Source organism: Micromonospora zhanjiangensis (genome assembly GCF_042650605.1).
GTDB lineage: Bacteria > Actinomycetota > Actinomycetes > Mycobacteriales > Micromonosporaceae > Micromonospora_J > Micromonospora_J zhanjiangensis.
Genome location: NZ_JBHSBN010000006.1, coordinates 171914 through 190231, shown reverse-complemented (window position 1 = coordinate 190231; position 18318 = coordinate 171914). Strand labels below are relative to the sequence as shown.

The 18318-nt window shown below is 73.1% G+C and carries 18 protein-coding genes; 12 read left to right on the top strand and 6 right to left on the bottom strand.

Going from position 1 to position 18318, the window contains the following annotated elements:
* The first annotated feature begins 10 nt into the window (after positions 1–10).
* Complete coding sequence (locus tag ACFOX0_RS11605) at positions 11–1246, top strand: ABC transporter substrate-binding protein (RefSeq protein WP_377544625.1); 1236 nt, start codon at positions 11–13, stop codon at positions 1244–1246.
* A gap of 105 nt (positions 1247–1351) precedes the next feature.
* Here ACFOX0_RS11605 and ddaH read toward each other — a convergent pair whose 3' ends face one another.
* Positions 1352–2185, bottom strand: a complete 834-nt coding sequence (ddaH, locus tag ACFOX0_RS11600; protein ID WP_377544623.1) for a dimethylargininase — start codon at positions 2183–2185, stop codon at positions 1352–1354.
* A 59-nt stretch (positions 2186–2244) separates the two neighbouring features.
* Between ddaH and ACFOX0_RS11595 the strand changes: the two genes are divergently transcribed.
* Together ACFOX0_RS11595 and ACFOX0_RS11590 are read left to right on the top strand one after the other, a co-directional pair.
* Positions 2245–2703, top strand: a complete 459-nt coding sequence (locus tag ACFOX0_RS11595) for an Lrp/AsnC family transcriptional regulator (RefSeq protein ID WP_377544620.1) — start codon at positions 2245–2247, stop codon at positions 2701–2703.
* A 79-nt stretch (positions 2704–2782) separates the two neighbouring features.
* The gene (locus ACFOX0_RS11590; RefSeq protein WP_377544618.1) at positions 2783–4855 is read left to right on the top strand and encodes a beta-propeller domain-containing protein; all 2073 of its coding nucleotides are present in this window, start codon (positions 2783–2785) and stop codon (positions 4853–4855) included.
* Between the two features lie 76 nt (positions 4856–4931).
* Here the strand turns inward: ACFOX0_RS11590 and ACFOX0_RS11585 are convergent, their stop codons facing one another.
* Positions 4932–6092: a T3SS (YopN, CesT) and YbjN peptide-binding chaperone 1 gene (locus ACFOX0_RS11585; RefSeq protein ID WP_377544617.1), complete on the bottom strand. Its 1161-nt coding sequence runs from the start codon at positions 6090–6092 to the stop codon at positions 4932–4934.
* 220 nt (positions 6093–6312) lie between these two features.
* Positions 6313–6537 (bottom strand): winged helix-turn-helix domain-containing protein, encoded by a 225-nt coding sequence (locus ACFOX0_RS11580; protein ID WP_377544615.1) that lies wholly within the window; start codon positions 6535–6537, stop codon positions 6313–6315.
* Positions 6538–6923: 386 nt separating this feature from the next.
* Between ACFOX0_RS11580 and ACFOX0_RS11575 the strand changes: the two genes are divergently transcribed.
* The 3 genes from ACFOX0_RS11575 (at position 6924) to ACFOX0_RS11565 (ending at position 8059) form a co-directional block, all read left to right on the top strand.
* Positions 6924–7169 carry a hypothetical protein gene (locus ACFOX0_RS11575; RefSeq protein WP_377544613.1) on the top strand — a complete coding sequence of 82 codons (246 nt, stop codon included), beginning with the start codon at positions 6924–6926 and terminating at the stop codon, positions 7167–7169.
* On the top strand, positions 7166–7552 hold the full coding sequence (locus ACFOX0_RS11570) for a hypothetical protein (protein WP_377544611.1): 387 nt from the start codon (positions 7166–7168) through the stop codon (positions 7550–7552). Before ACFOX0_RS11575 ends, ACFOX0_RS11570 begins: the two co-directional genes overlap by 4 nt.
* 99 nt (positions 7553–7651) lie before the next feature.
* Positions 7652–8059: a hypothetical protein gene (locus tag ACFOX0_RS11565; protein WP_377544610.1), complete on the top strand. Its 408-nt coding sequence runs from the start codon at positions 7652–7654 to the stop codon at positions 8057–8059.
* Positions 8060–8246: 187 nt separating this feature from the next.
* Here the strand turns inward: ACFOX0_RS11565 and ACFOX0_RS11560 are convergent, their stop codons facing one another.
* Together ACFOX0_RS11560 and mobA are read right to left on the bottom strand one after the other, a co-directional pair.
* On the bottom strand, positions 8247–8537 hold the full coding sequence (locus ACFOX0_RS11560; RefSeq protein ID WP_377544608.1) for a DUF6457 domain-containing protein: 291 nt from the start codon (positions 8535–8537) through the stop codon (positions 8247–8249).
* Positions 8534–9133 carry a molybdenum cofactor guanylyltransferase gene (gene mobA, locus ACFOX0_RS11555; RefSeq protein WP_377544606.1) on the bottom strand — a complete coding sequence of 200 codons (600 nt, stop codon included), beginning with the start codon at positions 9131–9133 and terminating at the stop codon, positions 8534–8536. Before mobA ends, ACFOX0_RS11560 begins: the two co-directional genes overlap by 4 nt.
* 90 nt (positions 9134–9223) lie before the next feature.
* Between mobA and fdhD the strand changes: the two genes are divergently transcribed.
* Complete coding sequence (gene fdhD, locus ACFOX0_RS11550; RefSeq protein ID WP_377544604.1) at positions 9224–10087, top strand: formate dehydrogenase accessory sulfurtransferase FdhD; 864 nt, start codon at positions 9224–9226, stop codon at positions 10085–10087.
* A gap of 78 nt (positions 10088–10165) precedes the next feature.
* On the opposite strand, the gene ACFOX0_RS11545 is transcribed toward fdhD, so the two are convergent.
* Complete coding sequence (locus ACFOX0_RS11545) at positions 10166–11227, bottom strand: DUF4192 domain-containing protein (protein WP_377544602.1); 1062 nt, start codon at positions 11225–11227, stop codon at positions 10166–10168.
* Between the two features lie 180 nt (positions 11228–11407).
* On the opposite strand from ACFOX0_RS11545, the gene ACFOX0_RS11540 reads away from it, so the two are divergent.
* From ACFOX0_RS11540 to ACFOX0_RS11520, 5 genes are all read left to right on the top strand, one after another.
* Positions 11408–12298: a fructosamine kinase family protein gene (locus ACFOX0_RS11540; RefSeq protein ID WP_377544600.1), complete on the top strand. Its 891-nt coding sequence runs from the start codon at positions 11408–11410 to the stop codon at positions 12296–12298.
* Positions 12299–12315: 17 nt separating this feature from the next.
* On the top strand, positions 12316–13347 hold the full coding sequence (gene moaA, locus ACFOX0_RS11535) for a GTP 3',8-cyclase MoaA (protein WP_377544598.1): 1032 nt from the start codon (positions 12316–12318) through the stop codon (positions 13345–13347).
* Between the two features lie 2 nt (positions 13348–13349).
* Positions 13350–13598, top strand: coding sequence for a MoaD/ThiS family protein (locus ACFOX0_RS11530; protein WP_377544596.1), 249 nt, complete (start codon positions 13350–13352; stop codon positions 13596–13598).
* Positions 13599–13613: 15 nt separating this feature from the next.
* On the top strand, positions 13614–14945 hold the full coding sequence (locus tag ACFOX0_RS11525) for a metallophosphoesterase (protein ID WP_377544595.1): 1332 nt from the start codon (positions 13614–13616) through the stop codon (positions 14943–14945).
* A gap of 61 nt (positions 14946–15006) precedes the next feature.
* A complete protein-coding gene (locus ACFOX0_RS11520; protein WP_377544593.1) occupies positions 15007–18282 on the top strand; it encodes a UvrD-helicase domain-containing protein in 3276 nt (1091 codons plus the stop codon).
* Positions 18283–18318: the final 36 nt, after the last annotated feature.

Genomic DNA, 18318 nt, shown 5'->3' with positions numbered 1-18318 from the left:
AGGACCATCCGTGTCGCCGCTAGACCGTAGGCAAGCCCTCAAACTCATGGCCGCCCTCGGCGCCACCGGTCTCGCCTCGGCGTGCGGTACTGCCGGCGGTACCGCCGCCGACGTCGACGACGCGACCAGCGACTACCCGATCAAAATCGGAATGATCGCCCCCAAGTCCGGCGGCTACAAGCCCATCGGCGACGAGTTGATCCGGGGCTTCCAACTCTTCCTCGACCTCAACGACAAGCGGCTCGGCGGTCACCCGGCCGAGTTGGTCGTCGCCGACGAGGGCGAGAGCGCGCAGTCCGGCAAGGCCGCCGCGGACAGCCTGCTGAGCCAGAACGTGCACGCCCTCACCGGCGTGGTCAGTTCGCCGGTCATGCTCGGCGTCCGGGACACCATCGAGCAGGCGAGGGTGCCGCTGATCGGCTCCAACGCCTCGCCGACCAACCTGCAGAGCGTCGTCTACATCTGGCGCACGTCGTTCGTCAACGACGAGCCGGGCAAGGCGCTGGGCCCGTACGTCGCCGAGTACCTGAGCAAGTTGCCGCCCAGCCAGCGGCGCGGAGCCGGCGGCCGGGTCAGCATCATCTCCCCGCAGTACACGGGCGGCACCGACGCCGTCCGCGGTTTCCAGCAGTCCTTCGGCGATGGCGCGACCGACCCGCGGTTGGCCGAGCCGGTCTGGACCGAATACATCACCAACCCGGGCAAGAACACCTTCAAGGCCGACATCAGCAGGCTGCTCCAACAGGACCCGGACGCGGTCTACTGCTTCTTCGCCGGCACGGCGGCCGTCGAGTTCCTCCGCCAACTGCACGCCGCCGGGTACCGCAAGCAGATCTTCGGCTCCGGCTTCCTCACCGAGGGCAATGTGCTGACCGAGCTGAGGCCGGCCGAGGCCGAGGGAATCATCACCGCGCTGAACTACTCGGCGGACATCAACAACGCGGCCAACCGGGTCTTCGCCTCGGCCTTCCGCAAGGCGCACAGCGCCGAGCCGACCACGTACGCGATGGCGTCCTACGACGCGGCCCAGGTGCTCAACAAGGCGATCCGGATCGCCGGGGACCGGCCGACGCCGCAGGACATCAACCTCGCCATCGGCCAGATCGGTCAGATCGACAGCCCGCGCGGCAGCTGGCAGTTCAACCAGCCACGGACCCCTCAGCAGAAGTGGTACCTGCGCCGGGTGCAGCGGGACGGCGAGACGCTGTCGAACGTACTGATCAACGAACTGACCGCGCTGGGCTGAGCCGGCCCGCGGACCGGACCGCCGTCCGGTCCGCGGCCCGGGTCGGCCCAGCCGGCACGGGCCGCGGCCGGCGGTGTCGGCCGCCCGGGTGGGCGCCGGGCGGCGTCAGGGGCGCAGCTCGGCGACACAGCACTTGACGCTGCCGCCGCCCTTCTTCAGCTCGCCCAACTCGACAAGCACCGGCGTGTAGCCGGCCGCCTCCAGCTTGCCGGCCAGGCCGGTGGACTCGCTGTTCAGGACCACGTTCCGGCCGTCGCTGACCAGGTTGAGCCCGAAGGCGAACGCGTCCACCTCGTCGGCCAGCACCGCGTCCGGGAACAGCTGCGCCAGCACCTTCTGCGAGGCCACCGAGAAGGCCCCCGGGAAGTACGTGATCCGCTGGTCGTCGAGCGCGGCCAGGGCGGTGTCCAGGTGGTAGAACCGGGGATCCACCAGGCGCAGCGACACGGCCGGCCGGTTCAGCACCTCCTGCGCCTCGGCGTGCGCGGCCGGTTCGGTCCGGAACCCGTACCCGGCGAGGATCAACCCGCCGTACGCCCGGGGCAGGTAGGCGAAGTCGCCCTCGCCCTCGTTGGTCTCGCTCGGCGCGACGAAGCCCCAGTCCCCCGACTCGTAGAAGGCGCGGTGGGCGGTCGCCTCGGCGGCCCGCTGCTCGTGCCTGAACCGGGCGCCGTAGGCCACCCCGTCGACCACGAACGCGCCGTTCGCCGCGTACACCATGTCCGGCAGGCCCGGCTCGGCCGGCAGCACGTGCACGGTGTGCCCCAACCCGGCCAGCGTCTCCCGCAGGCCCTCCCACTGCTTCAGGGCCAGGCCGGCGTCCACCGGCGTCTCCGTGTCCATCCACGGGTTGATGGCGTACTCCACCGCGAAATGTTCCGGCGGGGACATGAGATATGTCCGCTTTCGCGGCGTGCGTTCCTGGTTCACGGACACCAAGGGTAGATACCGTAGATGCTCGGTAACAGCCAGAAGCATTGCTCGCGAGAGGCGAAACGTTGCAGATAGACGGCGTGGACCAGCGGATCATTGCGTTGCTCGTCGCCGACGCGCGGGCGTCGTACGCGGACATCGGGAGCCGGGTGGCGCTGTCCGCCCCGGCGGTCAAGCGACGGGTCGACCGGTTGCGGGCGGCGGGCGTCATCCGCGGGTTCACCGCCGTGGTCGAGCCGGCCGCGGTGGGCTGGACCACCGAGTCGTTCGTGGAACTCTTCTGCACCGGGCGGACCACCCCCGCCCAGATCGCCGTCGCGACCCGGCGACACCCCGAGGTGATCGCCGCGTACACCGTCTCCGGCGAGGCGGACGCCCTGGTCCACCTGCGCGCCGCCGACATCGCGCATCTGGAGCAGGCGCTGGAGCGGTTGCGCGCCGAGCCGTTCGTCACCTCGACCCGGAGCATGATCGTGCTGTCCCGGCTGGTCGACTCGCCGACGGTGGTGCCGGCCCCGAGCTGAGCAGCGACTCGACCCGTCGTACACATGTTCCATCCACAGGCTGTGGAACGTCGCCGGGACTGTCGTCGTCCAACCCGGCATGACTTCGGCATGGGGGAACCGGCGGGCGCGGGCCGTCGGTGTCACACTCGTCGGCACGCTGACCGTGCTGGCCGGCTGCACCGCGGACCGACCGACCACGGTCGGCTCACCCGCGCCCGCGCTACGCCTGGTCGCCTTCGACTCGTGCGCCGACGCGCTGGCCGGGCTGCGGGCCGCCGCGAAGGCGGCGGTGACGCCGTGGGGACTGCCGGGCGCGGACGGCGCAGATGTGATCGCCGGCGGGGCCCGGACCGGCATCGCGAAGGACGCCGCCGAGGCGGCGCCCGCCGGTGCCGCCCGACCGGCGCCCGCCGAAGCCGGGCACTCGACCACCACGGTGCACGAGGCCGGGGTGGACGAGCCGGACCTGGTAAAGACTGACGGTCGGCGGATCGTCACGGTCCAGCGGGGCGTACTGCGGGTGGTGGATCCGGTGGCCCGGCGGGTGACCGGGCGGCTGGACCTCACCACCGGGCCGGCCGACCCGATCCGCTACCAGGCGGTCGACCTGCTGCTGCACGGCGACCGGGCGCTGGTGCTCGTGTCGAGCGCCGGCCGACCGGCCGGCGTCGCCCGGCCGGCGGGCGGAGCGGCCGGCCCGGCGATCAGGCCCGCTCCCGCCGGGCCCGGCAGTGGTGTGAGCAAGCCCGTGCCGCCGGTCGACCCACCGGGCCCGGACCAGATCACCGGTCCCCGGCTGGTCCTGGTGGAGCTGACCGGCGCGCCGAAGGTGCTCGGCGAGTACCGCACCGACGGCACCGTGCTGGACGCCCGCCAGGTCGACGGCACCGCGCGGGTCGTCGTCCGGTCCGCGCCACGGCTGATCTTCCCGGCCCGACCGGACGGCGACGACGCCGGCCGGATCGCCGCCAACCGGGCCGTCATCGACCGTTCCACGGTGGCGGACTGGCTGCCCCGGTACCAGGTGACCGCGGGCGGGCGGACCAGCACCGGCCGGGTGCCGTGCGAGCGGCTCAGCCGGCCGGACGAGTACTCGGGCGCCACTCTGGTCACCGTACTCAGCTTCGATCTGGCGGCGACGGCGCTCACCGACGGCGACCCGGCGACGGTGCTCGCCGACGGCAACACCGTCTACGGCACGGCCGGCGAACTCTACGTCGCCAGCGACGACCGGTGGCGGTCCTTTCCGCCGGCCGTTCCGGAAGCGGGACCTGGCTCCCGTGGTGACGCTCCGAAGGTCGCACCCGCCAACTGGTCTGCGGAACAGCGGACCCTGATCCACCGCTTCGACGTGTCGAGACCCGGGCCGCCGCGCTACGTCACCTCCGCCAAGGTGCCCGGCTGGTTGATCAACCAGTACGCCCTCTCGGCCTGGAACGGCCACCTCCGGGTCGCCACCACCACCGGCGTCACCTGGGGCCCGAGCCCGACCTCCAGCTCCACCGTGTACGTGCTGAGCACCGACGGCGGCACGCTGCGGGAGACGGGCCGGGTCACCGGACTCGGCAAGGGCGAACGGATCCAGTCGGTACGGTTCGACGGCCCGGTCGGATACGTGGTGACCTTCCGGCAGACCGATCCGCTCTACACCCTCGACCTGCGCGATCCGGCCGCGCCCCGGGTGACCGGCGAGCTGAAGATCAGCGGCTACTCCAGCTACCTGCACCCGCTGGACGGTGACCGCCTGCTCGGCATCGGGCAGGAGGCGTCCGCCACGGGCCAGGTACGGGGCACCCAGGTCTCCCTGTTCGACGTGCGGGACCCGACCCGGCCCGTCCAACTCGCCCGCCACCAACTCGACAGCCCGTGGTCGGAAGCGGAGCGGGAACCGCACGCCTTCCTCTACTGGCCGGCCACCGGCTTGCTGGTGGTGCCTACCGGCGGCCCGTCGGGACGCCCCGGTGGCGTCACGGCGCTGCGGGTGACCGACACCGGCATCACCGAGGTGGGCACGGTGAACCACCCGGCGGCCGAGGCCAGCGGATGGGACGGGGGCAGCATCCGTCGCTCGTTGGTGATCGGCGGCACCCTGTGGACCCTCTCCGGTCAGGCCCTGCAGGCCAACGACCTGACCACCCTCCGCCCCCTCACCTGGCTCCCCCTGACCTGACCCCACCCATCCGGCCGGTGGCGGCAATATCCTGGCGCGGAGCGGCCCACGGAAGGGCCGTTTCGCGCCAACATCCCTAGAGGTACATGCCGGTGCGGTGTTCACCGGGGTCGCGGTGTGCCGGCTTGTCGCCCTCGCCGAAGAACCGCTTGCCGCCGAACTCACCGAGCAACCGGTCGTCCAGCTCGTCGGCCAGGCCGGTCATCACCTGGACGGCGAGCATCAGGTGGGTCGCCTGGAAGTTCCGGCCGAAGACCGGGATCGAGGCCCAGACGGTGTCCTGGGTGCAGTAGAGCCGACCGATCGGCATCCGGTTGGTCAGCTCGGACAGCTTCACGTAGAGCTGCTCGGTCGGCTCGATCTCGGTCAGCACCGGCGAGAAGACGTCCACCAGCGGCGGGTTGTCCCGTACCCGGACGAAGACCATCGCCGAGCCGGCCCGGATGTTGATGTCGCCGTCCGAATCCACCTGGAGCCTCTCCGGCTCCGACTTGAGCATCGCCGAGACCACGGTGCGTACCCGCTCGTCCAGGCTCAGCACCTCGTCGTCGTCGCCGTCGGTGGCGAGGGCCGCGGCCGCCAACGCCTCGTCCAGGTCCGCCTCGAAGTTCTCGTCCGGCGCGACCTCGGCCCGGGCGGTGCCGAGCGGCGCGACCGGGAGCGTCTCGTCCCGCGCGTCGTGCGCCAGGTACACCAGGAAGGCGGGATGCGGCGCCCCGTACACGTCCCGCAGGGTGCGGGAAATGGTGGTGGCCAGCTTTCCGGCGTCGCCGGTGCTGCCGCGCAGGCCGAAGTGCTCGCCGCTGCCGGCGATCACCCCGGGCGGCGACCACCCCAGAGCCACCATGTCGGCCACCGCCGCCCGGTCCAACCGGAACCCGGCCGGCAGTACGGCGTTGCCGACGGCCCGAGCGCCGATCTGCCCGTCCGCGCCGACCTCCACGCTGACCGAGTAGACGGCGTCCCCGGTGCCGGAGGCGGTCGGGTCCAGGGTGAGCTCGATGTTCGCGCCGGTCGGCAGGGTACGCAGGCAACCGGCCAGCGCCCGGGCGAACTCCTGCCACGCCTCGATCACCTTGCCGCGCAGGTCGGCGTTGCTGGGCTCGTCGAGCAGGATCAGCTCGTGCGCCTCGGACGGCTCGACCTGTTTCGGCTGGGACGATTCGGCCTGCTTCGGCTCGGACGATTCGACCGGGCCGCGCCCGGCGCCGGGCGCCGTGGTGTTCTCTGCCGTCATGATCGCCTCCGTCCGTCGAGCCCACACCCTACCCAGCGACCCGCCGGAACGGGACGGCCCGGACCCCCATCGACAGCTACCCGACACCCGCTCCGGTCATACCCGAACTCCGGCACCGACTCCTCTAACGGCGGCGAAGCGGCAATGTCGGGGAACTTGCTGTAACCCACCGATGAGGAGGCAGCATTGTCGGGGAAACTGCTGGAACCACAGCGTCGAGCTATCGCCTGGACTCGGCAACGAAGACGCCCCGACCTGGACGACCGACCAAGAGTCCACGTTTCCGCAGGGTGGCCACTGCGCGTTGAACGGTCGAAGGCGAAACATCATAGTGATCGGCAAGTTGCTGACCCGATGGCAGCTGCGAGCCGGGCTCGAACTCGCCGCTGTCAATACGACTGATGAGGTCGGCGATCAACTCATCCATGGTCGGCGGAATAGGCACGACGGATCCCCTGCGGTCGGTTGGCCCGACCAGTATCGATCATCGCACCGACGTAGGCAACGCATGTACCGCATTTGACATAGGTGATGCTTTTGAGGGTTTTGATGTAGGTACTGCAGGTCGCTAGCTTCACTGAAGGTGATGGAGCGCCTGCGGCTGGTTGGCACCTCGTGCTGGCGACACTCACCACGTTGGTCGGGACGGTCGGCGTTCTCCCAGTTGCCCGTCCCGACCCATCAGCAAGCGGCCCTGTTCGTCCGTACTCGCCGGGAATGGCTGCGGGTGGGTGGGGCGGGGTGGCCCCGCCGGGCCCGAGACGGCGGGGCCGCCCCATCCAGCACAACCGAGAAGCGAGGTCGTCGAGCGGAAAGGAACCGCCCCCGCACATGCGCTACGTCATCCATCTGCCGGCGAGTGTGACCAGCCTGGCCCACGCCCGGATCCTGGCCCGCACCGCGGTGCGGGCGCTGACCTTCCTGGCCCCACTCGATCCCGGCGAGACCACCGTGTCGCAGGAGGATGAGCAGGACGTACGGCATCGGGTCTACTGCGATCGACTGCTCGACGGCGGCCGGCGGTGCGCGCTGCGGGCGGAGCACGAGTCGGTCTGCGCGGCACGGGTACGGCGATGACCGGGCCGACCGTGGTGACCTGTGCGCACTGCCAGGGCCTGACCTTCACGCTCGGTACGTGCGGGTGTGTTTCCCGCGGTGATCGGTTCCTGGTCGAGGCCGATCAGCGTGCCGAGCGGAAGCCGTACCGCGACTGCGAACTCTGCCGGGGTGACGGCACCGTGGCCAATGCGTGTCACCACTGCGGCCAGCGGGGCGTACGCCGGGCGCAGCTCGTCCTCACCGTGGTCAACGCCGACACCGGCGCCGTTGCCTCGGCCAGCCTCACGCCCGGTGGGGTCGAGCCGCGGCCGGCGTCCCGAGGTGGCTGGGAAATCGCCCTCGCACCGGTCGTCCGGCAGCTGGCCGACGCGGTCGGCGCCACGGCGCTCACCGTTTCATGACGGGGTCCTGTCGCTGCCCCGGGAGTGGCGGCCCGACCTGCCCCCGGACCGCCGGGACGCGTTGGTCGCGGCGTCGTTGGGGCGCTGGGGTCTCGACGGTTGGCAGGTCTTCCTCGGCCGGAACAGCCCGCCAACGGCGTGTGCTGGCGGGTCGAGGTCGCCGCCCCGGACCTGCCGGCATACCGGGTCAATTCGCCGCACCAACCGAGCCTGGCCGCGGCGGTCGCCTATTGCCTGGAATTCCTCGAACTCGCGCTCGCTGCGAGCGTGCCGGCCAACCCGCACCAGCCGATCCCGGTCCCACAGACGCCGTTCCCCCGGCCGGTCGCCGCGCCGGGCGAGCTCATCGCGCGGCTCGCGCACCACTTTCCCGGCGAACTCCTCACCGTACGCGTCGACCGGTCGGGCTGCGCCCTCCACCGGCATGACGACGACGGTGCTCACCTGCTCGCCAGCGCTCCCGACCTACCAGCGGCGATCGCCCTCCTGGACCTGACACCCGCCTGACCGCTGCCCACGGTTTGTGCGCATCTGGTGTCACCGGGACCGCACTGGATGCGCACAAACTCTGAGCATTGACGCGACACCGTTGGTCGGCGGGCCATGCCGTGCACAGTTCTTGTCGCTCCAGCAGCACGAACTGCACTCAACCAACCTGCCCATCATCCATGCTCGGGCCGGCGTCCCGGTCGGGTCAGGCCGTGGGGCCCGGCGGGCGGGTGTGGTGTGCCGGGTCCAGGTCTCCGGCGGCCGAGTCGGCCGTCCAGTCCCGGGCCAGGGCGGTCAGCTTCGCCGCCGCCTCCGCCGGGTCGGCGCCGCGACCGACGGCCAGCCCGAGCAGGTACGCCGTGACCGGCGCGCCCGGACGCAGCACCTGGTGGGCCACGTCCCGGGCCACGTCGAGCACCAGCGTTGTCGGGATCTCGTCGGCGTCGAGGCCGAGTTCGGCCCGGGCCGCGGCCAACCAGCGGTCCAGCTCGTTCAACGGCTCCAGCCTTCCGCGCGGCGTACGTCGTCATCCGTGTCGCAATCGAACCACGGCGGTGGTCCGGATGCGGTCCAGGGCACGTCGGCCACCCGCAGGTCGGCCAGCAGGCCGCGCATCGCTGCACCGGTGAGGGTGCCGCCCCGACCGGCCCGGCACCGGTCCAGCGCCGAGCGCAACGCCGCCTGTCGCCACACTCCGCAGAGGAACTGCCGGCGCCCCCGGTCGTCGACCAAACACGCCCCGTCCAGGACCGGGCCGGCCAGGACCTGCCGCAGGGTGCCGACCGCCTCGGTGGTGAGCAGTGGAAGGTCGGCGGCGAGCACGGCGACCACGGGCGTACCCGGGTCGACCAGTGCGAGTCCGGCGGCGACGGCGGCGACCGGCCCACCGCCGGCCGGTTCCTCCCGGGTCGACAGCACGCCGGGCGGGAGGGTCGTCGGCGGGCCCACCACGACCCGAGGGGTGGCGTCGGCGACGGCGGCCAGGACCCGGTCGCGCATCGGCCGGCCGCCGACCGGTACGGCGGGCTTGTCCGCCCCGCCCATCCGGCGGGCCGCACCACCGGCCAACACCACGACCGCGTATCGCTCCACCCGCCCACGGTAGCCAGGGACGAGCCCAGTGCCGGACGGGTGTTCCGCCCGATCGGGCGGGACCGGTGCGGGCGGGGCAGGATGGGGAGCATGGGACGGGCCAGTGATCGGCGGCGGGTGCTCCGGATCGACCTGGACGCCGCCGTGAACGGCGACGGCGGGGCGGCGGCGGTGCGCCGGCCGGACACCCTGGCCACCGAGGAGCCGCTGGAGATCCGGGTCGGTCCGCCCGGACCGGGCCGGCGGCGACCGCTCGCGGTGACCATGCGTACCCCCGGCGACGATCTGGACCTGGCCATCGGGTTCCTGCTCACCGAGGGGCTGATCCGGTCGGCGCAGGACGTGTCGACCGCCCAGCTCTGCGCCGGCGACAACGCGCCGAACACCTACAACGTGGTCGACGTGGTGCTGGCGCCGGGCGTGCCGGAGCCGGCCACCGATCCGGCCCGGAACTTCTACACCACCAGTTCGTGCGGGATCTGCGGCAAGGCGAGCATCGACGCCGTCCGCACCCGCTCGCAGTACGACGTGGCCACCGACCCGGTACGCCTGCCGGCCGCGACCCTGGCGGACCTGCCGGACCGGCTGCGTGCCGCGCAGCGGGGGTTCGACCGCACCGGCGGGCTGCACGCCGCGGGGTTGTTCACCACCGGGGGCGAGCTGGTGGTGCTGCGGGAGGACGTGGGCCGGCACAACGCGGTGGACAAGGTGGTGGGCTGGGCCGTCCGGGATGCCCGGCTGCCGTTGCGGGAACACGTCCTGCTGGTCTCCGGGCGGGCCAGTTTCGAGCTGACCCAGAAGGCGTGGATGGCCGGCATTCCGGTGCTGGCGGCGGTCTCCGCCCCGAGCACGCTCGCCGCCGACCTGGCCGCCGAGGCGGGGATGACGCTCGTCGGTTTCCTCCGGGGCCGCACCATGAACGTCTACGCGGGCCCCGAACGCATCACGACCTGACACCTCGCCGGGCCGACCGCCGACCGGCACCGGTCGACCAGCCGGTTGGCACCGGTCGGCAGCCGGGCCGCTACCGGGTCAACCGCTGCCTCGGCGCTGACGGCGGCGCCGGGACCTGCGGCGGCGCGGGCCCGGCGCGGGCGGTTTGGGCCAGGCGCCCAGGGCCGAGGGTTGCACGCCGCGCCGGAGAACGTCGTCCAACAGCAGCGCCATCGAGTAGTCGGGCTGGGCCGCCAGGGCCCGTTCCAGGGCCACCACCGCCAACGCGCCCTGCCCACACCGCCAGGCGGCGAAGGCGAGCAGACAGCCCGGCGCGGCGGCCAGCTCGGGGTCGGCCCGGCGCAGGACGTCCGTCCAGAGCGCCAGGTGCCGCTCCTCACCGTCGGTGTGTTCCCAGGCGTGGTCGCGGACCGGAATGTGCCGTAGCAGCAGGCTCAACCAGGCCACCTCGTCGTCGCTGAGCCCGGCCGGATCACGGGTCGGGTCGAGCGCCGCGCGCACCGCGGCCGCGCCGGCGTCCCGTACCGCCCGGCCGCCGAGCAGATCGCCGGCCGGTGCGGTGTCCAGCAGGGTGACGAGGCGGTCCTCGGCCCGCTCGGTGGCCTGCCGCATCGCGTCCCGGGCCGCCGCCTCGACCGGCGCGACCAGCGCGGCCAGTGCGGTCCGGTCGGGCAGGGCCACCTGACCGGCGAAGACGGCCGTCGCGGTCACCTCGCTGGCGGACGGGTCGAACGGCACCCCGTCCGGCGGGCAGCAGCCCGGATCCGTGCAGCAGTAGGACCAGTACCGGCCGTCGGTGATCCGGAGCAGGTCGAGGACGCACAGCCCGGCCAGGTCCACCGCCGTGCCGACCGTGTCGATGACCGGCGTCACCCGCTCGGCCGGTCCGTACCCGAGAACCAGCGCCGCGTCGGCCCGTTGCAGGCCGATCACGTCCGCGAGGTAGCCGGCCGCGGTGTCGGCGCCGGCCCGGTCACCCGGTTCGGGCAGGTCGGCCCGGGCGGCGAAGACCACCCGCTTGCCGCGCAGCGCCACCACCACGACGCTGTCGGCCGGGTGGAAGCCGAGCAGGAAGGGCACGGCGGCGATCAGGTCGGCGGGGGAACGGACGGCCAGCGTGGTCCGGTCGGTCGAGGTCATGCCGGCAGCCTGGTCGGACGGTGACCCGTCCGCCACCCACCCGTCACCGCCTGTGGACGACACGCGGGGTTATCCACAGGACGCTGAGTAATCGGCCAGCTCATCGGGGCACCGCCGTCCGTCCGGAACTCGGGCGCGGGACACGCACGCGTCCGGTCCGGTGGGAGATACCGTGCCCGGATGGACCTGGCGTACCTCCGGACCCACCCGCGGCACCTGCCCACCTTCCTGACCCACCAACGGATCCGGGAGACGCCGGTCGCGGGCGGTGACAGCTGCGTCGCCTCCCGACTCACCCTCGACGACGGCAACTCGGTCTTCACCAAGTCGCTGCCCGAGGGGAAGGCCGTACCCGAGGGATTCTTCACCACCGAGGCCGCCGGGCTGCGCTGGCTCCGGGCGGCCGGGGCGGTCCCGGTGCCCGAGGTGCTCGCGGACCTGCCGGAGCTGCTGGCCCTGGAGTGGATCGAGCCGGGCGCGGCCGACCCGGCGGCGGCCGAGCGGTTCGGCCGGGACCTGGCCGCGCTGCACCGGGCCGGCGCGCCGGCGTTCGGCGCGCAGTGGCCGGGCTTCATCGGCACGCTGCCGCAGGACAACACGCCCTCGACCGGGCCGTGGCCGGCCTGGTTCGCCGAGCGCCGGCTCACGCCGTACCTGCGGTTGTCGGTCGACAACGGCGCGCTCTCCGCCGCGGACGTCGAGCTGGTCGAGCAGGTGATCGCCGGGCTCAACCAGAACCGGTACGGCGGTGCCGAGCCGCCGGCCCGGATCCATGGCGACCTGTGGCCCGGCAACCTGCTCTGGGCCGCCGACGGGCGGGTCTGGCTGGTCGACCCGGCGGCCCACGGCGGGCACCGGGAGACCGACTTGGCCCAGCTCGCGCTCTTCGGCGGGGCGCCGCACGCTGACCGGATCCTCGCCGCCTACCGGGAGGCCTGGCCGCCGGCCGACGGCTGGCAGGCCCGGCTGCCGGTGCACCAGTTGCACCTGATGCTGGTGCACACGGCGATCTTCGGCGCCGGCTACCGCGACTCGGTACGCGCCACGGCGGACGCCGCGTTGCGCGCCTGACGCGCTACCGTCGAGCGGTGACCATCGAGCGACCACATGAAGGCGCCCTGGCGGACCGGTACGGCCGGGTCGCCACCGACCTGCGGGTGTCGCTCACCGACCGGTGCAACCTGCGCTGCACGTACTGCATGCCGGCCGAAGGGCTGTCCTGGCTGCCCAAGCCGGAGCTGCTCACCGACGACGAGGTGAGCCGGCTGATCCGGGTGGCCGTGCAACGGCTCGGCGTGACCGAGGTGCGGTTCACCGGCGGCGAACCGCTGATCCGGCCCGGCCTGCCGGACATCGTCGCGGCGGCAGCCGCCCTCACCCCGCGCCCGACGTTGTCGGTCACCACCAACGGCATCGGCCTGGACCGGGTCGCCGGGTCGCTGCGGGCGGCCGGCCTGGACCGGGTCAACGTCTCGCTGGACACCGTCGACGCGGAGCGGTTCACCCGGCTGACCCGCCGCTCCCGGTTCGCCGACGTGCTGGCCGGGCTGGCCGGTGCCGTCGCGGCCGGACTGACCCCCGTCAAGATCAACGCGGTGCTGATCCGCGGGGTGAACGACGACGAGGCGCCCGAACTGCTCCGGTTCGCCCTGCGGCACGGTTACCAACTGCGGTTCATCGAGCAGATGCCGCTGGACGCCCAGCACGGCTGGGACCGTGACCGGATGGTCACCGCCGAGGAGATCCTCGCCGCGCTGCGCGCCGAACACACCCTGCTGCCCGACCCGGCCGTACGCGGCGCCGCGCCGGCCGAGACCTGGCTGGTGGCCGGGCACACCGACGCGGCCGGACAACCGGCCCGGGTGGGCGTGATCGCCAGCGTCACCCGCCCGTTCTGCGGTGACTGCGACCGCACCCGGCTCACCGCCGACGGCCAGGTACGCGACTGCCTTTTCGCCACCACCGAGTCGGACCTGCGCGGTGCGCTGCGCGGCGGGGCCGACGACGCGGAGCTGGCCGACCGGTGGCGGGCCGCGATGTGGGGCAAGCGGGCCGGTCACGGCATCGACGATCCGGGCTTCCTGCAACCGGCCCGCCCGATGTCGGCGATCGGCGGCTGAGCGTGTCCACGGTGACGGTGCGTTACTTCGCCGCCGCGCGGGCCGCCGCCGGCCGGAGCGAGGAGACCGTCCCGGGCGCCGGCTGCCTGGACGACCTCGTTGAGGGATTGGCGGGCCGGCACGGCGACCGGCTGGCCAGCGTGCTCGCGGTCGCCAGCTTCCTGGTCGACGGGACGGCTTGGCATGATCGCCGGGCACCCCTGCCGGCGGGTGTCACCATCGACGTTCTGCCCCCGTTCGCGGGCGGCTGAGAGGGCTGGGCTGTCGTGTTCGCCGTCCTGGGTTTCGTGGGAATGCTCGCCCTCGTCACCGGCCTGATCCATCTCTACCTGTGGAAACGGCTGGTCCGGGACACCCTCCGACCCGGCCGGGGACGTCGGATCGGTGGTTTCCTGGTGCTCGCGCTGGCCCTGCTGGTCCCGGCCACCATGATCGGCACCCAGTCCGGCGCGTACTGGCTGGCCTGGCCGGGCTACGTCTGGCTGGCGCTGATGTTCTACCTGCTGCTTCTGCTGCTCGTCCTGGAACTGCCGATGCTGCTGGTCCGTCGGCTCTCGGCCGCCCGGCGCGGACCGGCCGAACCGGCACCGGCCCGGGTGGACGGGTCCGCGGCGGAGCCGGCGCTGGTCGGGTCGGGCGGTCCGGCCGAACCGGTCGCCGAGGCGGGCGACGGTCGGGGACGCGACGGCGACGTACCGGTCGGGCCGGCCGGCGGACCGGTCGGGACGCCCGCCGCCGGCCTGGCGACCCCCGGCCACGACCCCGGCCGCCGGCTGCTGCTGGCCCGCGGGGCGGCCATCTTCGCGGGCCTCACCGCCGCCGGGATCACCGGGTACGGGATCCGCACCGCGTTCGCACCGCCCCGGCTGGACCGGGTCCGGATCCCGTTGGCGAAGCTGCCCCGGTCGATGGACGGCCTGCGGATCGCCACCGTCTCCGACATCCACCTCGGCCCGCTCGCCGGTCGGGCGCACACCGAGCGGATCGTGTCGCTGATCAACAGCCTGGACGCGGACCTGGTGGCCGTCGTCGGTGACCTGGTCGACGGCTCGGTGGCCGAGCTGGGCCCGGCGGCGGAACCGCTGCGCGGTCTGCGCTCGCGGTACGGCAGCTTCTTCGTCACCGGCAACCACGAGTACTACTCCGGGGTCGAGGAATGGGTCGCCGAGGTCGACCGGCTGGGCCTGCGGGTGCTGCAGAACGCCCGGCAGGAGATCCGGGCCCGTGGTGGGGTGCTCGACCTGGCCGGCGTCAACGACGTGTCCGGCACCGGCACCGGGGTGGCCGCCGGTCCGGACTTCGAGGCGACCCTGGGCGGCCGGGACCCGAGCCGGCCGGTGGTGCTGCTGGCGCACCAGCCGATCCAGGTGCACGAGGCGGCCCGGTACGGGGTCGACCTGCAACTGTCCGGGCACACCCACGGCGGGCAGGTGGTGCCGTTCAACTACGTGGTGGCGTTGCAGCAACCCGCGGTGGCCGGCCGGGCCCGGTTCGGCGACACGGAGTTGTACGTCACCACCGGCGCCGGCTTCTGGGGACCACCGGTCCGGGTCGGCGTACCGCCGCAGGTGTCCCTGGTGGAACTCAAGTCCGCATAGCGCATCTCACGTCGCCGCGTGGCGGCAGGCGGCCACCGCGCGGCTCGTGACAGGATGCGGCGTGCTTCCGTTCAGCGCCATTCCCTCCGACGGCTCCGCCGTGGGCGCCGAACCCCTCGTCGCGGACCTGCACATCCACTCGAAGTACTCGCGCGCGTGCAGCCGTGACCTGAACCTGCCCAACCTGGCGTGGTGGGCGGCCCGCAAGGGGATCCGGCTGCTCGGCACCGGCGACTTCACCCATCCGGCCTGGTTGGCGCATCTGCGGGAGACGCTGCGTCCGGCCGAGCCCGGGTTGTTCCGGCTCGACCCGGAGAGCGAGCGGAAGATGGCCCGCCGGTTGCCGCCCCGGTTGGCCAGCCCCACCGAGGCCGATCCGCCCCGGTTCATGCTCAGCGTGGAGATCTCCACGATCTACAAGCGGGACGACCGCACCCGCAAGGTGCACCACCTGGTCTACCTGCCCGACCTGGACGCGGTGGGCCGGTTCAACACGGCGCTGGCCCGGATCGGCAACCTCGCCTCCGACGGTCGGCCGATCCTCGGGCTGGACTCCCGCGACCTGCTGGAGATCACCCTGACCGCCAGCCCGGACGGCTACCTGGTGCCGGCGCACATCTGGACCCCGTGGTTCTCCGCGCTCGGGTCGAAGTCCGGCTTCGACGCCATCGCCGACTGCTACGCCGACCTGGCCGACCACATCTTCGCCGTGGAGACGGGCCTCTCCTCCGACCCGGCGATGAACTGGCGGGTGTCCAGCCTGGACCGGTACCGCCTGGTCTCCAACTCGGACGCGCACTCGCCGCCCGCCCTGGCCCGGGAGGCCACGGTGTTCGGCACCGACCTGGACTACTTCGCCGTCCGGGAGGCGCTGCGCACCGGCGACGGGCTGCGCGGCACCATCGAGTTCTTCCCGGAAGAGGGGAAGTACCACGCCGACGGGCACCGGGCGTGCGGGATCAACTGGTCACCGGAGCGGACCCGGCGGGCCGGCGGGATCTGCCCGGAGTGCGGTAAGCCGCTCACCGTGGGAGTGCTCAGCCGGGTGGCCGAGTTGGCCGACCGCGCGCCCGGGCACCGCCCGGAGCGGGCCCCGGCGGTGGCCCACCTGATCCAACTGGCCGAGATCCTCGGCGAGGTCAACGGCGTCGGCCCCCGGTCGAAGACGGTCGAGGGCCAGCTCAACGCGCTGGTCGCCGCGCTCGGACCGGAGCTGTCCATCCTCACCACCGTTCCGCTCGACGAGATCCGGCGCGCGGGCGGCGAACCGCTGGCCGAGGGGATCGACCGGCTCCGCCGCGGCCGGGTCCGCCGGATCCCGGGGTACGACGGCGAGTACGGCGTGATCACGCTCTTCGAGCCGGACGAGCTGCGCCGGTCGGCCGCCGCGCCGCAGGCCGACGCGCTGTTCGACGTACCGGACGCGCTGTTCGACGTACCGCGGTCGAAGCCGGCCCGGGCCGAGCGGCCGGACGACCGGCGTGACGGCGCCAAGGGGCGGGCCGCGACCGGCCGGAAGTCGACCGGGGAGGCCGCGACCGGGCCGGCGGGTGAGCCGGCCCGGCGGCGGACCCGGCCGACGCCCGCGCCGCCGCCCCCGATCGCCCCGCCGCCGTCGCCGCACGAACCGTTCGAACCGATGCTGGTCGGGATGGAGGAGGTCGGCACCGGGCTGCTGGACCGGCTCGACGCGATGCAGCGGGTCGCGGCCTCCGCCCCGGGCGGTCCGATGCTGATCGTCGCCGGGCCCGGCACCGGCAAGACCCGCACGCTGACCCACCGGATCGCCTACCTGTGCGCGGAACTCAACGTCTTCCCGGAGCGCTGCCTGGCGATCACCTTCACCCGGCGGGCCGCCGAGGAGTTGCGGGCCCGACTGGACGGCCTGCTCGGGCCGGTGGCCGAGGACGTCACGGTGGCCACCTTCCACTCGCTGGGGCTGACCATCCTGCGGGAGAACGCGAAGGCCGCCGGCCTGCCGGCCGCCTTCCGGATCGCCGACGACACCGAACGGGCCGAGATCCGCGCCGAGGCCGGCACCGACGACCTGGCGTACGCGAAACTGCTGCGGGCCCGGGACCTGGTCGACCTGGACGAGCTGGTCAGCCTGCCGGTACGGGTGCTGCGGGACGACCCGGCGCTGGTCCGGCGGTACCGGGACCGGTGGTCGTGGATCTTCGTGGACGAGTACCAGGACGTCGACGCGACCCAGTACGAACTGCTTCGGCTGCTCAGCCCGCCGGACGGCAACCTGTGCGCGATCGGCGACCCGGACCAGGCGATCTACTCGTTCCGCGGCGCGGACGTGACGTACTTCCTGCGGTTCTCCCAGGACTTCGTGGACGCCCGACTGGTCCGGCTCACCCGGAATTACCGCTCGTCGGCGCCGATCCTGGCCGCCGCCGTGCAGGCCATCGCCCCGTCCTCGCTGGTCCGCGGTCGCCGGTTGGACCCGGCCCGGCTGGACCTGGAGGCACCGCTGGTCGGGCTCTACCCGGCGGGTTCGGTGGCGGACGAGGCGGACTTCGTCGTCCGTACGGTCGACGATCTGGTCGGCGGGCTCTCCCACCGGTCGATGGACGCCGGCCGGGCCGACGGCCGGACCAGCACCGTCTCGTTCGCCGACATCGCGGTGCTGTACCGGACCGACGCGCAGGCCGCGCCGATCGTCGACGCGCTGCACCGGGCCGGCGTCCCGGTGCAGAAGCGGTCGCACAACCGGTTGCGGGACCGGCCCGGGGTGGCCGCGATCGCCCGGGAACTGCGGCACGCCGACGGTCTGTCCGGCTCGCTGGCTGCCCGGGTCCGGCTGACCGGGCAGGTGCTCGCCGAACGGTTCTCCGCGCCCACCCTGGACGCGACCGGCGGGGTCGGACCGGACGACATCTGGTCGGCGGTCGAGGTGCTCACCCCGCTGGCCCGGCGCTGCGGCGACGACCTGCCGGCGTTCCTCGGCCAGTTGGCCACCGGCGCCGAGGTGGACGCCCTGGACCCCCGGGCCGAGGCCGTCACGCTGCTCACCCTGCACGCCGCGAAGGGTCTGGAGTTCCCCGTGGTGTTCCTGGTCGGCTGCGAGGACGGCCTGCTGCCGTTGCGGTTCCCCGGCACGGACAACGACGACGAGCAGGTGGCCGAGGAGCGGCGGCTGTTCTTCGTCGGGATGACCCGGGCCCAGGACCGGCTCTACCTGAGCCATTCCCGGCGCCGGTTGCGGCACGGGCGGGACGCCGACTGCGTACCGACGCCGTTCCTGTCCGCCATCGACGCCGGCCTGCTGGAACGGCTCGGCGAGAGCGAACCGCGTCGCCCGAAGGACCGCCAACTCCGCCTGCTCTGACTGCTCGTGTCGTGGCCTCCCAACCGCTCCTGTCGC